The organism is Rhizobium sp. CCGE531 (genome assembly GCF_003627795.1).
GTDB lineage: Bacteria > Pseudomonadota > Alphaproteobacteria > Rhizobiales > Rhizobiaceae > Rhizobium.
The window spans coordinates 2,446,118-2,461,780 of the sequence record NZ_CP032684.1; the positions used below are offsets into that span (position 1 = coordinate 2,446,118).

15 protein-coding genes and 1 other RNA gene are annotated in these 15,663 nt (G+C 59.4%); 9 read left to right on the plus strand and 7 right to left on the minus strand.

All coding sequences use genetic code 11. The annotated features are described in order from the left end of the window. Positions 1-164: 164 nt before the first annotated feature. The 3 genes from CCGE531_RS11925 to CCGE531_RS11935 form a co-directional block, all read right to left on the minus strand. Positions 165-830 (minus strand): dihydrofolate reductase, encoded by a 666-nt coding sequence (locus CCGE531_RS11925; RefSeq protein ID WP_120664350.1) that lies wholly within the window; start codon positions 828-830, stop codon positions 165-167. Between the two features lie 201 nt (positions 831-1,031). Beyond that, the gene (locus CCGE531_RS11930) at positions 1,032-1,868 is read right to left on the minus strand and encodes an NAD(P)-dependent oxidoreductase (RefSeq protein ID WP_120664351.1); all 837 of its coding nucleotides are present in this window, start codon (positions 1,866-1,868) and stop codon (positions 1,032-1,034) included. Between the two features lie 98 nt (positions 1,869-1,966). Further along, positions 1,967-2,533 (minus strand): XRE family transcriptional regulator, encoded by a 567-nt coding sequence (locus CCGE531_RS11935; protein ID WP_120664352.1) that lies wholly within the window; start codon positions 2,531-2,533, stop codon positions 1,967-1,969. 202 nt (positions 2,534-2,735) lie between these two features. Between CCGE531_RS11935 and CCGE531_RS11940 the strand changes: the two genes are divergently transcribed. Further along, entirely contained in the window at positions 2,736-3,263 is a 528-nt protein-coding gene (locus tag CCGE531_RS11940) for a GNAT family N-acetyltransferase (RefSeq protein WP_120666756.1), read from the plus strand. Positions 3,264-3,362: 99 nt separating this feature from the next. Here CCGE531_RS11940 and thyA read toward each other — a convergent pair whose 3' ends face one another. Beyond that, positions 3,363-4,283, minus strand: coding sequence for a thymidylate synthase (gene thyA, locus CCGE531_RS11945; RefSeq protein WP_120664353.1), 921 nt, complete (start codon positions 4,281-4,283; stop codon positions 3,363-3,365). A gap of 196 nt (positions 4,284-4,479) precedes the next feature. On the opposite strand from thyA, the gene ssrA reads away from it, so the two are divergent. The 4 genes from ssrA (at position 4,480) to CCGE531_RS11965 (ending at position 6,044) form a co-directional block, all read left to right on the plus strand. Then, positions 4,480-4,850, plus strand: a transfer-messenger RNA (tmRNA) gene (gene ssrA / locus CCGE531_RS11950). Positions 4,851-4,969: 119 nt separating this feature from the next. Further along, the gene (locus tag CCGE531_RS11955) at positions 4,970-5,482 is read left to right on the plus strand and encodes an SspB family protein (RefSeq protein WP_120666757.1); all 513 of its coding nucleotides are present in this window, start codon (positions 4,970-4,972) and stop codon (positions 5,480-5,482) included. 49 nt (positions 5,483-5,531) lie between these two features. Continuing rightward, positions 5,532-5,726 carry a DUF4169 family protein gene (locus tag CCGE531_RS11960; protein WP_120664354.1) on the plus strand — a complete coding sequence of 65 codons (195 nt, stop codon included), beginning with the start codon at positions 5,532-5,534 and terminating at the stop codon, positions 5,724-5,726. 105 nt (positions 5,727-5,831) lie between these two features. After that, positions 5,832-6,044 (plus strand): ribbon-helix-helix domain-containing protein, encoded by a 213-nt coding sequence (locus CCGE531_RS11965; protein WP_041677915.1) that lies wholly within the window; start codon positions 5,832-5,834, stop codon positions 6,042-6,044. A gap of 123 nt (positions 6,045-6,167) precedes the next feature. Here the strand turns inward: CCGE531_RS11965 and CCGE531_RS11970 are convergent, their stop codons facing one another. Further along, the gene (locus CCGE531_RS11970) at positions 6,168-9,905 is read right to left on the minus strand and encodes an AsmA family protein (RefSeq protein ID WP_120664355.1); all 3,738 of its coding nucleotides are present in this window, start codon (positions 9,903-9,905) and stop codon (positions 6,168-6,170) included. Positions 9,906-10,155: 250 nt separating this feature from the next. Continuing rightward, positions 10,156-11,568, minus strand: coding sequence for an FAD-linked oxidase C-terminal domain-containing protein (locus CCGE531_RS11975; RefSeq protein ID WP_120664356.1), 1,413 nt, complete (start codon positions 11,566-11,568; stop codon positions 10,156-10,158). 338 nt (positions 11,569-11,906) lie between these two features. Here CCGE531_RS11975 and CCGE531_RS11980 point away from each other — a divergent pair, with 338 nt between their 5' ends. From CCGE531_RS11980 to CCGE531_RS11995, 4 genes are all read left to right on the plus strand, one after another. After that, on the plus strand, positions 11,907-12,662 hold the full coding sequence (locus CCGE531_RS11980; protein WP_245459138.1) for a transporter substrate-binding domain-containing protein: 756 nt from the start codon (positions 11,907-11,909) through the stop codon (positions 12,660-12,662). 64 nt (positions 12,663-12,726) lie between these two features. After that, the gene (locus CCGE531_RS11985; protein ID WP_120664358.1) at positions 12,727-13,398 is read left to right on the plus strand and encodes an amino acid ABC transporter permease; all 672 of its coding nucleotides are present in this window, start codon (positions 12,727-12,729) and stop codon (positions 13,396-13,398) included. After that, the gene (locus tag CCGE531_RS11990; protein ID WP_120664359.1) at positions 13,395-14,054 is read left to right on the plus strand and encodes an amino acid ABC transporter permease; all 660 of its coding nucleotides are present in this window, start codon (positions 13,395-13,397) and stop codon (positions 14,052-14,054) included. Before CCGE531_RS11985 ends, CCGE531_RS11990 begins: the two co-directional genes overlap by 4 nt. After that, the gene (locus CCGE531_RS11995) at positions 14,032-14,757 is read left to right on the plus strand and encodes an amino acid ABC transporter ATP-binding protein (RefSeq protein ID WP_120664360.1); all 726 of its coding nucleotides are present in this window, start codon (positions 14,032-14,034) and stop codon (positions 14,755-14,757) included. Before CCGE531_RS11990 ends, CCGE531_RS11995 begins: the two co-directional genes overlap by 23 nt. On the opposite strand, the gene CCGE531_RS12000 is transcribed toward CCGE531_RS11995, so the two are convergent. Beyond that, positions 14,732-15,640, minus strand: coding sequence for an AraC family transcriptional regulator (locus CCGE531_RS12000; protein WP_120664361.1), 909 nt, complete (start codon positions 15,638-15,640; stop codon positions 14,732-14,734). The two genes, CCGE531_RS11995 and CCGE531_RS12000, sit on opposite strands and share 26 nt — an antisense overlap. Positions 15,641-15,663 lie beyond the last annotated feature (23 nt).

Here is a 15,663-nt window from a genome sequence, read left to right on the forward strand (position 1 = left end):
ATCCGCGGGTGGCAGCGATTGTTTCCCGTTATAGGTATCGAAGCACCTGCTTTCAACGAGACTTGAGGAAGTTCGTCGGATTCATTGTAAAATATTTGATTTTTGGGGCATTAGTGGGAGCTATTATGGATCAACGTATTGTTCAGTTGCTACGCAGAATCAATTTACAAGCGCCCAAGAAAACTTAGCTGCGCTCGTTCAATATGACGTTCATCATCTGCGACATCTTTATCCGCAGTAAATTGCTGCCAATTGACGTCAAACAGTTTGTTCCTCTCACGAAACTCGCTGATCATTCTTTTACGATGTTCCGGCTTGCGTCTGACTATATAAGAAATTCGAAATGAATAATCGTCAATTTCTGATTTCTGAAATTCTCTTTCGAATTGGTAATACCATTCGGAATTAGGAAAATCGAAGTCAAACTTCGCGTCGCCGTTAATTGGGCCGCTATTAACATCGGTTAAAAATACTTTATTAATATATTTATTAAAAAGAGAGTAAATTCCTTCGCCGCCTATAACAAAAAACTGCTTCTTACCTTTGCATATAGAGTGAAAATCTGCGAGCAGAAGTGCCGTTTCCAGATTTTGAACCCAAAATAAATTGGCGCGGTCTTCAATTTTCTCGCGAGAAAGGACGATGTTAATTCTGTTTGGCAGAGGTCGACCTAAAGACTCGAACGTCTTCCGACCCATAATAATCACATGATCTTGTGTTAACGCTTTAAAATGCTTGAGATCCGTGCCCAGATGCCAAGGCAAGCGGTTTTCCACTCCGATTATTCTATCGGGATAGCTGCGCGCCACGACCGAGACGGCCGAAGGCATGAAAGCTCGCGGTTTACTCGACACTGAACAGAACCTTCAGAATTTCAGATAGCACGCTCATGCGCGCCGTCATGTCAGATAGACGTCACTTTCACAACCAGTGAATTTGATTTGGACACCGAAAATGTTCAGACTTGTCGTCGGCAACTGGCGCTCTGAAGACACTTCATTTGTGAACGCAATAATCCTTTAGTTGCTCTATCAAACGGAGCGATTCAATTTGTCGAGCTGGTCGGCCAGAAGACCTCCGCCTTCCCGATCCTCAGCCATCTTTCGATAGAGCCCGGCCATTCCCTTGAATATCAGCGCGGCGGGATCGTCTTCGCCAAGGAAATCCGCAATCTCCTCCATCTCGGCGACCCAGCGATAGGCTTTGGGATACATGTCCGGAATACCATGCACGAATTTCGCATCGAGATCCGGCAGGCTCTCCTGAAGCTCGCGTTTCAAGGCCGCATCCGCGCCGGAACGGATCGCGGCAAGCAGCATGGCCGTGCCGAGACCGGTCACGCCCTTGTTGATGCCGGCATAGCACATCTTCAAGGCCGAGGCTGCGCCGAGCGGCCCGTCGATGCGGCGAACCTGAAGTCCATGCTCCACCAGCACGCCGCTGTCATTTGCGATGTCTCCGCTGACATAGAGCTTCGGCCCCTTCTGGCCGGACTTCGGCGGACCGCCAATGATGGAGCCGTCGAGAACCACGCCGCAGTCGCTGCTGAAAATCGTCGCAACCTCCGCCATGCTCCTCGGCGAAATCGCGTTGCAGTCCATGAACGTTGTCTTACCGCCGCTTCGGCCTAGCTCGCTGGCGATCTGCTTGGCGACCGCAATCGCCTCGGCGGGCGGAACGATGGAAAGAATGAGACGCGACGCAGCAATAGCGTCAAGGCCGACCGGCTCCATGCCGGCTGCTTTCGCCCGTTCGATGGTCGAAGCCGAGCGACCCTCGAGATGGGTAACTACCCTCGCTCCATTTTCGACCAACCGCCGGCCGATGGCACTGCCCATCGCACCAGCCCCGATGACTGCGATCTCCAAGGTCAATCTCCTCCTCCGCATGGGAAGACGGCAGCATATCGCCTATCGCTCGACCGGGCGAGCGGAATGCCGTGCGGTAACGCTAACTTTAGCACCTCTCATGCATTGCGGAGCACGAGAACGGCATAGGTGCAGGGCTCCGCGCCTTCATTCTTGAAGACACAATCCATCGGCGGACCGAGCTCAAGGCAATCGCCCGCCGACATCCGGTGCCTGGCATCTCCTTCGAGAAAGGTCAGCCGCCCCTCCAGCACCCAGATGAGCTGCCGCATGAAGGCATAGGCCGATGCGGGCATGGGAACGTCCGCTCCCGCAGGCAATTCGATGCGGACGAGGTCCAGCGGCAGATCGGACTTCGGGGAGACGTGCCGCCGCTCGTAACCCGTCTGCGGGTCGACCCAGACGGGCTGCTCATCCTTCCTAAGAAAGCGGCCCCGCTGCATCTCCGCGCGCGCCATCAAGGTCGACATGCTCAAACTGAAGGCGCCGGAGAGCTTGCCGAGCAGCGTCGCCGTCGGGCTGCTCTCGCCGCGCTCGATCTTGTGGATCATGGCACGGGAAACAGCCGAGCGCTCTGCCAGCTCCGTCAACGACCAGCCGCGGCTCTCGCGCTCGGTACGAATGCGTGCGCCGATGCGCCTGTCGATATCATCAAGTTGGGACATGCGTTTTACTATAGTGGACTCTCGTGGGGAAGACAATCCGCGCACGAGGTCTTAAAAAGCTTGAGTAGAGAGTATCTGAATTTGCTCTCCATGTAATTTTTGTACCAATATAGTAGACAGACACCGAAATCGGTGTATGACAGCATGAAAAACCAAACGACACGATCATCCAATTTAGCAGATGAAGTCCACGGAGCCGCCGATGCAAATTCGCGATGCGAGAGACGAGGATCTTGCGGGAATAACCGCGATCTACAATGACGCCGTCGCCAATACCGCCGCGATCTGGAACGAGACGCAAGTCGATATCGCCAACCGCACGCTATGGCTGCAGGATCGGCACAAGCTGGGGTATCCGGTGTTGGTGGCGACCGACGAGCGCGGCGACGTTGTCGGCTACGCCTCGTTTGGCGACTGGCGTGCCTTCGACGGCTATAGGCACACGGTCGAACACTCCGTCTATGTCCGAAATGACCAATATCGCGGCGGCATCGGCAAGTCGCTCATGATCGAGCTGATCGAGCGCGCCCGGTCGATCGGAAAGCATGCGATGGTCGCGGGCATCGAAGCCGGCAATGAAGCCTCGATCAGGCTACACGAAAAGCTCGGCTTCCAGCAGGTCGGCCTTCTCCCGCAGGTTGGCACGAAGTTCGGGCGATGGCTCGACCTGGCATTCCTGCAGCTGCTGCTCGATCAGCGCGCGGATCCCGACTCGACGCCGACAACCTAGAACATTTCCGCTTTTCTTCGAATCGCGAAAACGTTCTATCTTTTTGTTTCTCTACGCATTCCGGACGGAAAACCGCTGCGCACTTTTCCTGGAACTGCTCTAAACCGCAACCTCGGCCGCGATCGCGGCATGTGGCTCATAGTCCGTAACCTCGAAATCCTCGATGCGATAGTCGTCGATGCTGTCGGGCCGGCGTAGAAGGCGCAATGTCGGGAACGGCTTGGGCTCGCGGCTGAGCTGCTCGCGGATGGCGTCGAGATGGTTGAGATAGAGGTGTACGTCGCCGCCCGACCAGACCAGTTCCCCCACATCCATGTCGACCTGCTGCGCGATCATGGCCAGCAAAACCGCCTGCTGGCTGATGTTGAAGGGATTGCCGAGGAACAGATCGCATGAGCGCTGGAACACCATCAGGCTGAGACGCGGCCGCTTGCCCCCCTCAGCCCCGATGTTCGACACGTGAAACTGATAGACCATGTGGCATGGATGCAGCGCCATATCGGCAAGCTCCCCGACATTCCAGGCATGGAAAATCATGCGGCGGCTGCTGGGATTGGTCTTCAGGTCACGAATGACCGAGGCAAGCTGGTCATGAACCCGGCCTTCTGCATCGCGCCATTGCCGCCACTGCTTGCCGTAGACCGGGCCGAGATCGCCCCATTGGAGCGCGAAGGCCTCGTCCTCGAGAATCCGCTTCTCGAAGGCAAGCTGATCGATATCCTCGTCCGTTGCCTTGCGATATTTCGCCAGCGGCCAGTCGGTCCAGATCCGCACGTTCTCCTTCAGGAGATTGCGGATATTGGTGTCGCCGGTCAGGAACCAGAGCATTTCCTTGACGGCGAGCTTCCAGTAGACGCGCTTCGTCGTGAAGATCGGGATCTGCCCCTTCGAAAGATCGAAGCGCATCATCGCGCCGAGGCCACTCAAGGTGCCGACTCCCGTTCGGTCGATCCGGCGATCACCATGCTCAAGCAGGTGCTCCATCAGGTCGAGATATTGATACTCCGGGTGACGAGCCATCTTCCGCTCCGAAATCGCTTGAACTTACGGATGGCACGGATGCCATCAGCGGCCAGTTGCCGCCGCGCCCGGCCGATTCCTTTCTTGCGATTTTAATGACAAGCCGAGACGAAACCAACCGTAGCGAAACGGAATTCATACAAATCTCGCGCCCTCCAACGCAAAGCGATGTTTCGGCGAAGCATTTATGACAATTGCCCTTCCCTTCGCCCGCGGAAAACACTATATCAGCCGTGCCGGTCTTCGGGCCGGCTATGGCGATAAATGAGCGGTGTAATAAACCTATTGGACCCGGGGGCGGTACCCGGCGCCTCCACCAAAAACCGGCCGGCAAGACTGGCGGCAGACCGGCTTTTGATGGGGGCGAAACAGGATCGACAAGGGTGTAAAGATCGACTTTTTGCTCGGCATTGTACCGCCGTTATCGGGCTAAAATTGTAGTTGCAAACGACAACTATGCGGAAGCTCGTCTCGCTGCTTAATCGCGGTGTGACACTTCAAATAAAGTCCTAAGGGGTCGCACTCTTAGGCGGGGTTCGAAGGCACCTGGCAACAGAAGCCTTCACCTTCTTCTCCAGTGCTATATTATAGATCGACAGGCGGTGACTCGCGCACAGGGCTTTTCCGGCAGCGTTCAGCGTGGCATAAGCCTTACAAAAGACATGGCCAACGAAAGACAGGAAAGCATGGGGCAGGATCATATCCGCTACGACATTTTGGCACAGGACGCCTTGCGTGGAGTCATCCGCAAGGTGTTGACCGAGGTCGGCGCCGCAGGTCGCCTGCCCGGTGACCACCATTTCTTCATCACCTTTCTGACGGGCGCTCCCGGCGTGCGCATATCGCAGCTCCTGAAGGCGAAGTATCCCGAGCAGATGACCATCGTCATCCAGCATCAATTCTGGGATCTGAAGATCACGGAAAGCCAATTCGAGATCGGTCTCTCCTTCTCCGACGTCCCGGAAAAGCTGGTCGTCCCCTTCAACGCCATCCGCGGATTCTACGATCCTTCCGTCAACTTCGAACTGGAGTTCGACGTGCCGCTGGCCGACGAGGAGGAGGAACTCTCCTCCAGCGAAATTACCGCCTATCCGGTGCCCGCCGAAGGCGAGGAAGCGCCGGCGGCGGCAGCCAAGGAAGGCGAGGAAAAGAAACCTGGATCGGTCGTCTCTCTCGACGCGTTCCGCAAGAAACAGTAGGCATAACTGGGGAGGCATTTGCCTCCCCTTCGCATATCACGAGGGATCGATGAGCGCCGAAATCGTCAATCTGCGGCAGTTTCGAAAGAAGCAGGCCCGTTCGGTCAAGGATAAGCAGGCGGAGCAGAACCGCGTCACCTTCGGACGAGCCAAGGCCGAAAAGAGCCTGACGAAAGCGCTCAACGAGAAGAGCGCAAAAACCCACGAAGCAGGCCGAATCGAGACGACGAAGACCGAAGACTAGTTTTGGTCTTGAGATAAAAAACTTCAGAAATCAGTTGCTTACTTCCGCATTTTGAATCACTTTCAGACATTATCCCACCATTTCCGATTTTTGATCGATCCGCCGATGATCCGTAAACATTCCGCGACGCTGCATGGCCATCGCACGAGCTTTTCCCTGGAAGATGCCTTCTGGACAGAACTGAAGGCCATTGCCAATGCGCGCGGCACATCGCTGGCGGCACTAATCTCCGAGATCGACGACGGTCGCGAGGCCGGCAGCAACCTCTCCTCCGCACTCCGCCTTTACGTTCTCAAATGGCTGAAGGATCGCAACTAGAGCAGTTCCAGCAAAAGTGCGAAGCGGTTTTGCGTCCGGAACTGCGTAAAAACAGAGGGATAGAGCATCTCCGTGACTCCGTTTAAAACGGAAATGCTCTAGAGGCCGCCGCGGAGAGATGTGCTATTGCGCAATTCCGGGCAGCCCATTGAAATTCAGGGGCGCATTCGTTTGGGGCGCCTGGCCGTTGGGTGCTGGTGCGCGCTGCGTTTCCGCCCTTGCCCGGGCTTCCGCGGCAGTTCTAGCCTTGGCTTCCTCTTCCGCCTGCTGCTTGGCCCTTGCCTCTTCTTGTGCCTGTTTTTGTGCCGCAGCCTGCCGGGCCAGATCGCGCAGGCGGATTTCCTCGGCACGGCGCTGCTGTTCGATGGCGGCATCATGCCGGCGTTGAGCTTCGCGTGCGATAACAGTAAATTTGTAGAGCGCCACCTCGCGCCGGAGCCGCTGCTTCTCAAGCACATTGGCCTGCAAACGTTCGACACGCCGACGCTCGCGCTCGAATGCGCGAACAGACAGGAAGCTGGTCACATCAGTCACATCCATCGTTCGGCCCGGCGCCGTGAGCGGCCCGGCAAAATCGAGGCGCAGGGCCGGCTCGGCGCCACTCTGCGCCTCGGCTCCCGCATTGAAATCAATGCCTAGGGATCCGCGCATGCGCTCGTCCGGCAAGCTCATTTCGGCATTGCCGGAGAGCTTCGCCACATCGTTGCCGGCTGCAATATTCGTCGCGCGCGCCACCCCTGCGGAAATATTGAAGGGTATGCTCGTGGCCGGAAGCACCGCTTCGCCATTGTTGAGCAGCGTCTGCACGATCGGCAGCACCTTGGCGGCGATGATATCGCCCTGGATCTGATCCGTCGCCGAAAGCAGCGGCGGCAGGATGGAAAGATTGAGACCACGCACACGCGTGTCGCCAAGCTTGATCTCTCCCGAGCCGCTGGCATTGGCGGCAAGCTCGGCAACGCTCCTGCCGCTCGCTTCGGCATTCATCGCAAAGCCGAAACGGCCACTTGCAAGCGGTGCGCCGTCGCGCTGCCAGGCGACGGCAGCCAGATCACCGTCGGCAATATTGAGCTTCGTCTGCAGCAAGCCCGTGCCGTCGGAATTGGCAAGCATGATGCTGCCGTTCAGCGTGCCACCGTTCCAGCCGCCGGCCAGATCGTTCAGCCGCAGCTCCTCACCCTTGTACGAGGCATTGGCGGTAAAATTCGAGATAGGCCCGAATATGCCGGGCCAAACCTGCTTGGCTGAAAGCTTGACGCCGATGTCGAGCCCGGTGAAGGCCGGCAATCCAAGCTTGTCCTTGTCGAGGCCGCCCGTCTTTGCGTTCGTAATCTGCCCATAGATCGCCTCCGCCAACCAGCCGAAATCCGCCTTGTCGAGAGATAATTCGCCTGATGCCTTGATGTTCGGCGCCTTGCGATCGACGGTGAGCGCGCCCGACACGGTGTTGTCGGCAAGCAACCCCTTCATGTCGGAAAAGACGATCTTATCCTGGCTCAGCGCGGCATTGGCCTGGAACTTCACCGGCAGGCCCGTTCCCATCTGCGGGATGCCGATGCCATTCATCACGAAATAGGGATCGAGATCGGCGCTTTCGAGCGAAAGCGCAATGTTGCCGTTGAGGAAGGTATCGGGACGCACGTCGACCTTGCCGTTCGCCGTGAACGAGGTCTTGTCGGTGGCAAAGGTCAATGCCGCATCGGCCGGATCGGTGCCGTTGGCGGAGACTTTTAGCGTCAGGCGGCCATTGGCATCAGCCTCGACCGGCAGCGGATCAAGGCCGGCCTGGCCGAAGAGGATGGATGTAATGGAGTTTTCCAGCGTTCCCTCGAGCGTCGTCGTGCCCTTGCCCGCGAAGGCCGAGAGATCGGACATGCGATAATCGAAATTGACGCGGCTGCCGTTGGAGACACCAGCCAGCGTCACCGTCAGCGCATTGTCCTGGTCGCCGCCAAGCGTGACCGCTCCGCGAAGGGCGGTATTTCCATACCAAGCGGCATTGCGCACCAACCGGTCCATGACGGGATGATGCGGCAGATGCTGGCGCAGCATTTCGAAGAATGGGCCGGGATCGGCGGCTTTGAAGGTGATTTCGCCCGAGCCCTTATAGTGCGAAGGCTCGCCGTCGGCGCGGCCGGTGGCGGTGATTTCAGCGCCGGCGACGTTGCGCACGGAAAGCTTGTCCAGCGTGAGCGCACCGCCTGCTATTGAGAACGACGTATCGACATTATCGGCAGGTACGCCGAAGGCCGTGAACTTCCCGGCCTGCAGATGCGCGGTGATGCGGTGATCGAACAGGGTTTCGTCGCTGTCCTGGCCGGTGAACAACCCGGTCAACGCCCGCAGCGCGTCAAGATCGAGCGCGTCGCCGGCAAGATCGACGGCAAGTCTCGGCGGGTCCTTGTCATTCAGCGCTTGGCGGTCGAGCCGGCCCTTGAGGCTTGCCGAACCGACGGCGATCTCCAGATTCTCGAAACGTTGCTCTTCGTGCCGCAAGCTGACATCGGCGGAAAAACCCGCCTGACGCAACTGGCGGATCGACGGGTCCACCGATCCCACCAGCCAGGAAGCCAGCCCGGAAGGCTGGTTGGAGGCGACGACCAGATTTCCGATGAAATTCGGCTCGCCCTGCAGCATCAGATTGCCGCGCGCCTCGACCTGCGTGCGCCCAGGCAGCATTCCGATCGCATGGTCGATCTTCCACCCCGTTCCCGCCGGTTCGAGATCGAGCTGCACGTCGCGGATCGTCGTGTCGCCGGCAACGATCGCCGGCAGCCGGAAGGTCGCCTTGCCGGGCACCTGCGGTACGGGGATTTCGGCGGCGATCGCAATCAGACTGTTCAGGCGCTGACGCGCGGAGACGGTCGGATTCCGGTTCGTCTTGCCGTTGGCACCCTTGTTGTTGCCGAGCCGGTTGACGTCGATCTGCTGACCATCGGCGGTCAACAGAAACTCCGGCTTGGAGCCCGTATCCAGGGTTGCCTCGCCGGTTACCACATAGGGATCGTTATCGGCGCCGACTTCGAGGCGGTATTCCGGGACGCGAATGCGATCATTCGTCAGTTCGAACCGGCCCTTGATGCGGGGCTGCGCCTTCTGATCGGCCGAATCGCGGGCCTGCTTGTCGCTGACGCCAGCCGTGAAGGAGCCCATGTAATCCGGCTTGCTGTTGACGAGCTTCAGTTCGCCGTCGAGATCGACGTTAAGGGGATGGCGGTCGGGCATCAGCCGGGTGCGGACACGCAGGACGCCGTTGTCGTCGGGCTGGCTGCTGGAAACGGTGAAGTTGCCATGCTCGCCATCCAGCGCCGCGTCGCCTTCAATGCGCCAAGGCCCGGCCAGCGACCTCGCCGACATTTGAGCATTCACGCCGGTGACATGCCGGGTGCGGCCCGCCTGCTCGTCGATGAAGAGGATGTCGCCCTCTTCCACATGGACGCTTTCGAGCACCACCGATTTTGCCGGAATCTCCGGCAGGCTGCCACGCATCCAGTCGAGCGTTCCATCCTTCAACAGGCGCAGGCGTACATTCGGCTTCGATATGCGCATATCGAAGATCAGCGCTTCGCCGGAAAGGAAAGGCGCCAGCTCGGCATCCATCGAGAATTCCGCTATCTGCACCAGCGGCGTCCCATCGGCCTCCTGGCCGACGCGGACATCGTGCAGCGTTACCGACGGAAACGGCAGAAGGCGGGCATCGACGGTGCCGTGGACGGTCACCTTCTTGCCGATGATGCGGCTCGCCTGATCCTCGAAATTCTTGCGAAAATCGGTCCAGTCTATGAAGAGCGGAGCAAGCAGTGCCACGAACAGCACCACCACGAGCAATCCACCCAGAAAAACCAGGACCCTACCTAACAATGCGCACAGTCTCCAATCTTCATTCCCAACCCATGCCAAGCCACCGCGTATCAGAGCGCATGCGCGACACAAGCTGGAATATGCACACTTCTATCCGATCCCTGCCTATGAAAGCAGCCCTTTTTAAGAGCTATGCCACCCCAACTAGCGCATGCATGCCGCTTTTCATGACAAAAGCCGGAAAAGAGCGGCTGCAGCCTAGCGTCATTCGCATATGTAGCAAGCCAAGATCATGAAAATATTCCATCTTTCAGTGCCCGTGGAATATCTTTCCAGGATTGAAGATGGCGTCCGGATCAAGCGACTCCTTGACCTGGCGCATCAGATCGACGGCATTGCCGAGTTCCTGTTCGAGGAATGCCATCTTGCCCTGCCCTATCCCATGCTCACCCGTGCAGGTGCCGTCCATGGCCAGCGCGCGCGCATTCAGGCGCGCAACGAAATCTTCGACGACTGCGATCCCTTCCGCGGTCTTGTCGTCGAACAGGACAAGCACATGGAAATTCCCGTCGCCGGCATGGCCGACGATTGGCGCCAGCAGGCCATGCGCCTCGATATCGGCCTGGGTCTCCGCGACGCATTCGGCCAAACGCGAGATCGGCACGCAGACATCCGTCGACAAGGCAGCCAGCTCGGGCGCCAGCGCCCGGCAGGCCCAATAGGCGTCATGGCGCGCCTTCCAGAGCTTGTTACGTTCCTCCGCATTGCTTGTCCAAAGGAATTCACCGCCGCCGCAATCGGCCGCAATCTCCGCAAATTGCGCCGACTGCAACTCGACGGTCTCGTCCGTGCCGTGAAATTCGAGGAAAAGCGTGGGCTTCTCGTCATAGGTCAGCCCGGAATAGCGGTTGCAGGCCCGCATCTGCATGGCATCCAGCAACTCGATGCGCGCGACCGGCACACCCATCTGGATCGTCATGATGACGGCGTCGCATGCCGCCTTGATATCCGGAAAGGCGCAAGCGCCGCCAGCGATCTTCTGCGGGATGCCCTGCAGGCGCAGCGTGATCGACGTCAGCACGCCGAGCGTGCCTTCCGCTCCGACGAAGAGCCGGGTCAGATCGTAGCCGGCGGATGACTTCCTGGCGCGGCGGGCGGTGCGGATTTCCTCGCCATTGGCGGTCACGACGGTCAAGGACAGCACATTGTCCTTCATCGTGCCGTAGCGCACGGCATTGGTGCCCGATGCGCGCGTCGATGCCATGCCGCCGATCGAGGCATTGGCGCCCGGATCGATCGGGAAGAACAGGCCGGTGTCGCGGAGGTAGGTGTTGAGCTCTTCGCGCGTCACGCCGGGCTCGACAGTGCAGTCGAGATCCTCGGCATTGACTTCAAGCACGCGATTCATCCGGCTGAAATCGATGGAAATCCCGCCTTGCGGCGCATTTACCTGCCCTTCCAGCGAAGAGCCGGTGCCGAATGGAATGATCGGAACCCTGTGCTCGGCGCACGCCTTGACGACGATCTGCACGTCTTCGCGCGTTTCGGCGAACACCACGCCATCAGGAAGCTGCGGTGGGATATAGGTCGTCGTATGAGCATGTTGGCCGCGAAAGCTTTCGCCGGTCTGGAAACGCTCTCCGAAGGCCTGCTTCAGAATGCCGAGAACGGCTGATATGCCAGCTTCGTTGCGTGTTCCCGCCTTTGCATCAGCCAAAACCATAGTTCGAATCTCCCATCGCAGTCATCAAGGGCGTTAACCCTTTATTGGTTCTATGAGGCATTTGGGGCAGAACTGTCCAGTCATGAAGTGAACCATTCTCGGCGCATGGGTTCGGCGGCATTCAGACAAGCATCGCGACAGCAATTGCTCATTTTTTAATCACGCCTGATCCGCCAGCAGCCAAGGATGAAGCACTCCCACGCCGATATCCGCAGTCGACGGAGCAATATACCGCTGACTGGCATGGGTCTTGCTTTTTGCCTTCCAGCTTGAACACGCCACGATTGGAAGGACATTCGATGAAGCGCAGACAATTGCTCACGGCACTCGGTATCGCGATGCTGGCGATGGGGTCGCTTTCCGCCCCGCACGCGGCTCGGGCGGACGCCTTGAGCGACGTAACCTCGCGCGGCACGCTCCGCGTCGCCGTCCCGCAGGACTTCCCGCCGTTCGGCAGCGTGGGTCCGGACATGACGCCGATGGGCTATGACATCGATATGGCCAACCTGATCGGCGAAAAGCTTGGTGTGAAAACCGAACTCGTACCGGTCACCAGCGCCAACCGCATCCCTTACCTGCAGACGAGCAAGGTCGATCTGGTAATTTCCAGCCTCGGCAAGAATCCGGATCGCGAGAAGGTCATCGATTTCTCCGATCCTTATGCGCCCTTCTTCAATGGCGTCTTCGGCCCAGGCGACGTCACCGCCACCAAGCCGGAAGACCTCTCCGGCAAGACGATCGGCGTCACCCGCGGCGCGATCGAGGATCTGGCGCTGACCAAGGTCGCGCCGCAGGACGCGACGATCAAGCGCTACGAGGACAATAACGGCACCATCTCCGCCTTCCTGTCCGGACAGGTCCAGCTGGTTGCGACCGGCAACGTCGTCGCCGCGGCCATTCTCGCCAAGAACCCGCCGAAAAAGCCGGAGATGAAATTCCTCGTCACCAATTCCCCCTGCTACATCGGGCTCAGCAAGAACGAACCGGCCCTGCAGAAAAAGGTCAACGACATCATCGCCGCGGCCAAGGCCGATGGAACGCTGAACAAGATATCGCAGAAATGGCTGGGCACCGACCTGCCGGCCGGCTTCTGATGAGCGCGCGGCCGATTGCACCGCCAACTGGCGGTGCAATCGGCCGCCGGCAAGGCTTTACCTCATGCGCTATCATTTTGATTTCGGCTGGCTCGCCGACTATTACCCGGCCCTGATCAAGGGCATTTTCGTCACGGTGGAACTGACCCTGGTCGGCGCCGTCCTCGGCATCACCCTCGGCATTGCCTGCGCCTGGGCGCGCGCGCTCGGCCCGCGCTGGCTGAAGCCATTCGTCGCTGCCTATGTCGAGCTGATCCGCAACACGCCGTTTCTGATCCAGCTCTTCTTCATTTTCTTCGGCCTGCCCGGCATCGGCGTGCAGATGAACGAGATGACCGCCGCCAATCTCGCCATGATCATCAATCTCGGCGCCTATAGCTGCGAGATCATCCGCGCCGGCATACAGGCGACGCCTAGCGGCCAGTTCGAAGCCGGCGCGAGCCTTGCCATGACCCGGTTCGAGACCTTCCGGCATGTCGTCCTCGTACCGTCGCTGCAACGCATCTGGCCGGCCTTGTCGTCTCAGGTCGTCATCGTCATGCTCGGCTCCTCGGTCGTCTCGCAGATCGCTGCCGAAGATCTGACCTTCGCGGCAAACTTCATCCAGTCGCGCTCGTTCCGCGCCTTCGAAGCCTATTTCGTATCCACGGCAATCTACCTCGTGCTGGCGATCCTGCTTCGGCAAGCGCTCGCCGCCGTGGGGATGCTGATCTTTCCACGTAGGGTCCGCCAATGATCCAGTTCACCACATGGGATATCCTGCGCGGCCTGCTTCTGGCCGCGCGCTGGACGATATTGCTGTCGCTCGTCTCCTTTGCCGGCGGCGCCATCGTTGGCGCGATCCTGCTGCTCCTGCGTATCGGCAAGGCCAGGGCTGGCCGCGTCGCGGTCAGATACTTCGTCGAGCTGTTCCAGGGCACGCCGCTGCTGATGCAGCTCTTCCTCGCCTTCTTCGGCTTCGGGTTGTTCGGCATCGACGTGCCGGCATGGCTTGCCGCGGGTGGCGCTCTGACGCTCTGGTCATCAGCCTTTCTGATCGAAATCTGGCGCGGCTGCGTCGAGGCTGTCGCCAGGGGACAATGGGAGGCCTCGGCCAGTCTCGGCATGGGCTATCTGCAGCAGATGCGCTACGTCATCCTACCCCAGGCGCTGCGCATCGCCGTGCCGCCGACGGTCGGCTTCTCCGTGCAGGTCGTCAAGGGCACGGCCCTGACCTCCATCATCGGCTTCGTCGAACTGTCCAAGGCCGGCACCGTCATCACCAATGCGACCTTCCAGCCGTTCACCGTCTACGGCTTTGTCGCGCTCATCTATTTTGCCCTGTGCTGGCCGTTGTCGAAAAGCAGCCAGATCCTGGAGAGAAAGCTCAATGTCGCTCATCGAAATCACTGAAGTCCGCAAGAGCTTCGGCGCCAACGAGGTCCTGAAAGGCATCAATCTTGATGTCGAGCCCGGCGAGGTCATCGCCATCATCGGCAAGAGCGGTTCGGGAAAATCGACGCTGCTGCGTTGCATCAACGGGCTGGAGGCGATCAATGATGGCTCGATTTCCGTCGCAGGCGCGCAGCTCCTGCCCGACGACCTGCACCTGAAGGCGCTCCGGCTGAAGGTCGGCATGATCTTCCAGCAATTCAATCTCTTCCCGCACCTGACGGCGGGACGCAACGTCATGCTGTCGCAGATGGTCGTCAAGAAGACCGCCAAGGCCGAAGCAGAGGCGATGGCGCGGCGAATGCTCGATCGCGTCGGCCTCGGGCACAAGTTCGATGCCTATCCGGATGAACTCTCCGGCGGCCAGCAGCAGCGCGTCGCCATCGCAAGAGCCCTTGCCATGCAGCCGATTGCGCTTCTCTGCGATGAAATTACGTCGGCCCTCGATCCCGAGCTGGTGGCCGAAGTTCTCGCCGTCGTGCGCGAACTGGCCGGCGAAGGCATGACACTGCTGATGGTGACGCATGAGATGAAATTCGCCCGCGACGTCTGCTCGCGCGTCGTCTTCATGCACCAGGGCCGCGTGCATGAAATCGGCCCGCCTGGCGAGGTTTTCGCCGATCCGCGGACACCGGAACTCAGGCAATTCCTCGGCGTTCACTGAGCATCGGTCGGCTCTGCCATCCGTCTCCCCGCACCATGTTGCGCCATGCGCCCGGTGCGATGCCGAAGGCCTTCTTGAAATGCCGGGTCAAGTGGCTCTGATCGGCAAACCCGGTCGCGGCGGCAACCTCCGCAATCGGCTCGCCCACGCCAATCATCGCCTTCGCCTGCTGCAATCTCCGCATCAGCAGGAATCGGTGCGGGCTGGTCGCAAAAGCGGCGCGGAAATGCCGCGCAAGCGCAAAGCGGTCAAGGCCGGTGATGCGCTCCAGCTCCTGGGATCGCACATCCTGCATGCTATGCGCTTCGAGATAATCCCGTGCGGTCTTCACCTGTCCCCAGGCAATGCTGCCCAATGGCCGCTGCGGCAGGCGGGCATGCTGGACGAGGCCGTCGGTAAGACGAGAGACGAAATCGTCGACGAAGAGCTCGTCCAGTTCGCGATCGAGCTCGCCAAGGGCTGCCAGTAACAAGCCGGCGAGACGACTGTCCTCCAGAACAGGTTCATCGACGAATGGCAGACCGATCCGTGCCGCCTCCAGACATTGAAACAGGACCGAAGGTTCCAGATACAGCATGCGATAGACGAGGCCGTCCTCGGTCGCAGCCCCGCCGTCATGCAGCTCGTCCGGATGAAGGATGATCACCCGTCCCGGCACGCTGTAGCGCTGTTCGCCACGGTAACGGAACGTCTGCACGCCCCGCATGGTGACGCCGAGCGCATAGGTGTCGTGCCGGTGCAGTTCGAATGCGTCGCCTCGAAACTGCGCCTGAATGCGCTCGATGCCGGGATAGGCCGGCGCGGACAGGATGCGGTTGGCCTCCGGCGTCACGCACAAACGTTCAAGACCCTCGAAGATCTGTCCGGCTACATCCTCGCGCAACGTCCCATTCCCAGACTGCATGA

Excerpts from the sequence above, each read along its gene's own strand:
- CCGE531_RS11965 (WP_041677915.1), top strand. The coding sequence starts at position 5,832 with ATGATCCGTAAACATTCCGCGACGCTGCATGGCCATCGCACGAGCTTT.
- thyA (WP_120664353.1), bottom strand. The coding sequence starts at position 4,283 with ATGGCTCGTCACCCGGAGTATCAATATCTCGACCTGATGGAGCACCTG.
- CCGE531_RS11935 (WP_120664352.1), bottom strand. The coding sequence starts at position 2,533 with ATGTCCCAACTTGATGATATCGACAGGCGCATCGGCGCACGCATTCGT.
- CCGE531_RS11990 (WP_120664359.1), top strand. The coding sequence starts at position 13,395 with ATGATCCAGTTCACCACATGGGATATCCTGCGCGGCCTGCTTCTGGCC.
- CCGE531_RS11940 (WP_120666756.1), top strand. The coding sequence starts at position 2,736 with ATGCAAATTCGCGATGCGAGAGACGAGGATCTTGCGGGAATAACCGCG.
- CCGE531_RS11985 (WP_120664358.1), top strand. The coding sequence starts at position 12,727 with ATGCGCTATCATTTTGATTTCGGCTGGCTCGCCGACTATTACCCGGCC.
- CCGE531_RS11925 (WP_120664350.1), bottom strand. The coding sequence starts at position 830 with ATGCCTTCGGCCGTCTCGGTCGTGGCGCGCAGCTATCCCGATAGAATA.
- CCGE531_RS11980 (WP_245459138.1), top strand. The coding sequence starts at position 11,907 with ATGCTGGCGATGGGGTCGCTTTCCGCCCCGCACGCGGCTCGGGCGGAC.
- CCGE531_RS11975 (WP_120664356.1), bottom strand. The coding sequence starts at position 11,568 with ATGGTTTTGGCTGATGCAAAGGCGGGAACACGCAACGAAGCTGGCATA.
- CCGE531_RS11955 (WP_120666757.1), top strand. The coding sequence starts at position 4,970 with ATGGGGCAGGATCATATCCGCTACGACATTTTGGCACAGGACGCCTTG.
- CCGE531_RS11995 (WP_120664360.1), top strand. The coding sequence starts at position 14,032 with ATGTCGCTCATCGAAATCACTGAAGTCCGCAAGAGCTTCGGCGCCAAC.
- CCGE531_RS11960 (WP_120664354.1), top strand. The coding sequence starts at position 5,532 with ATGAGCGCCGAAATCGTCAATCTGCGGCAGTTTCGAAAGAAGCAGGCC.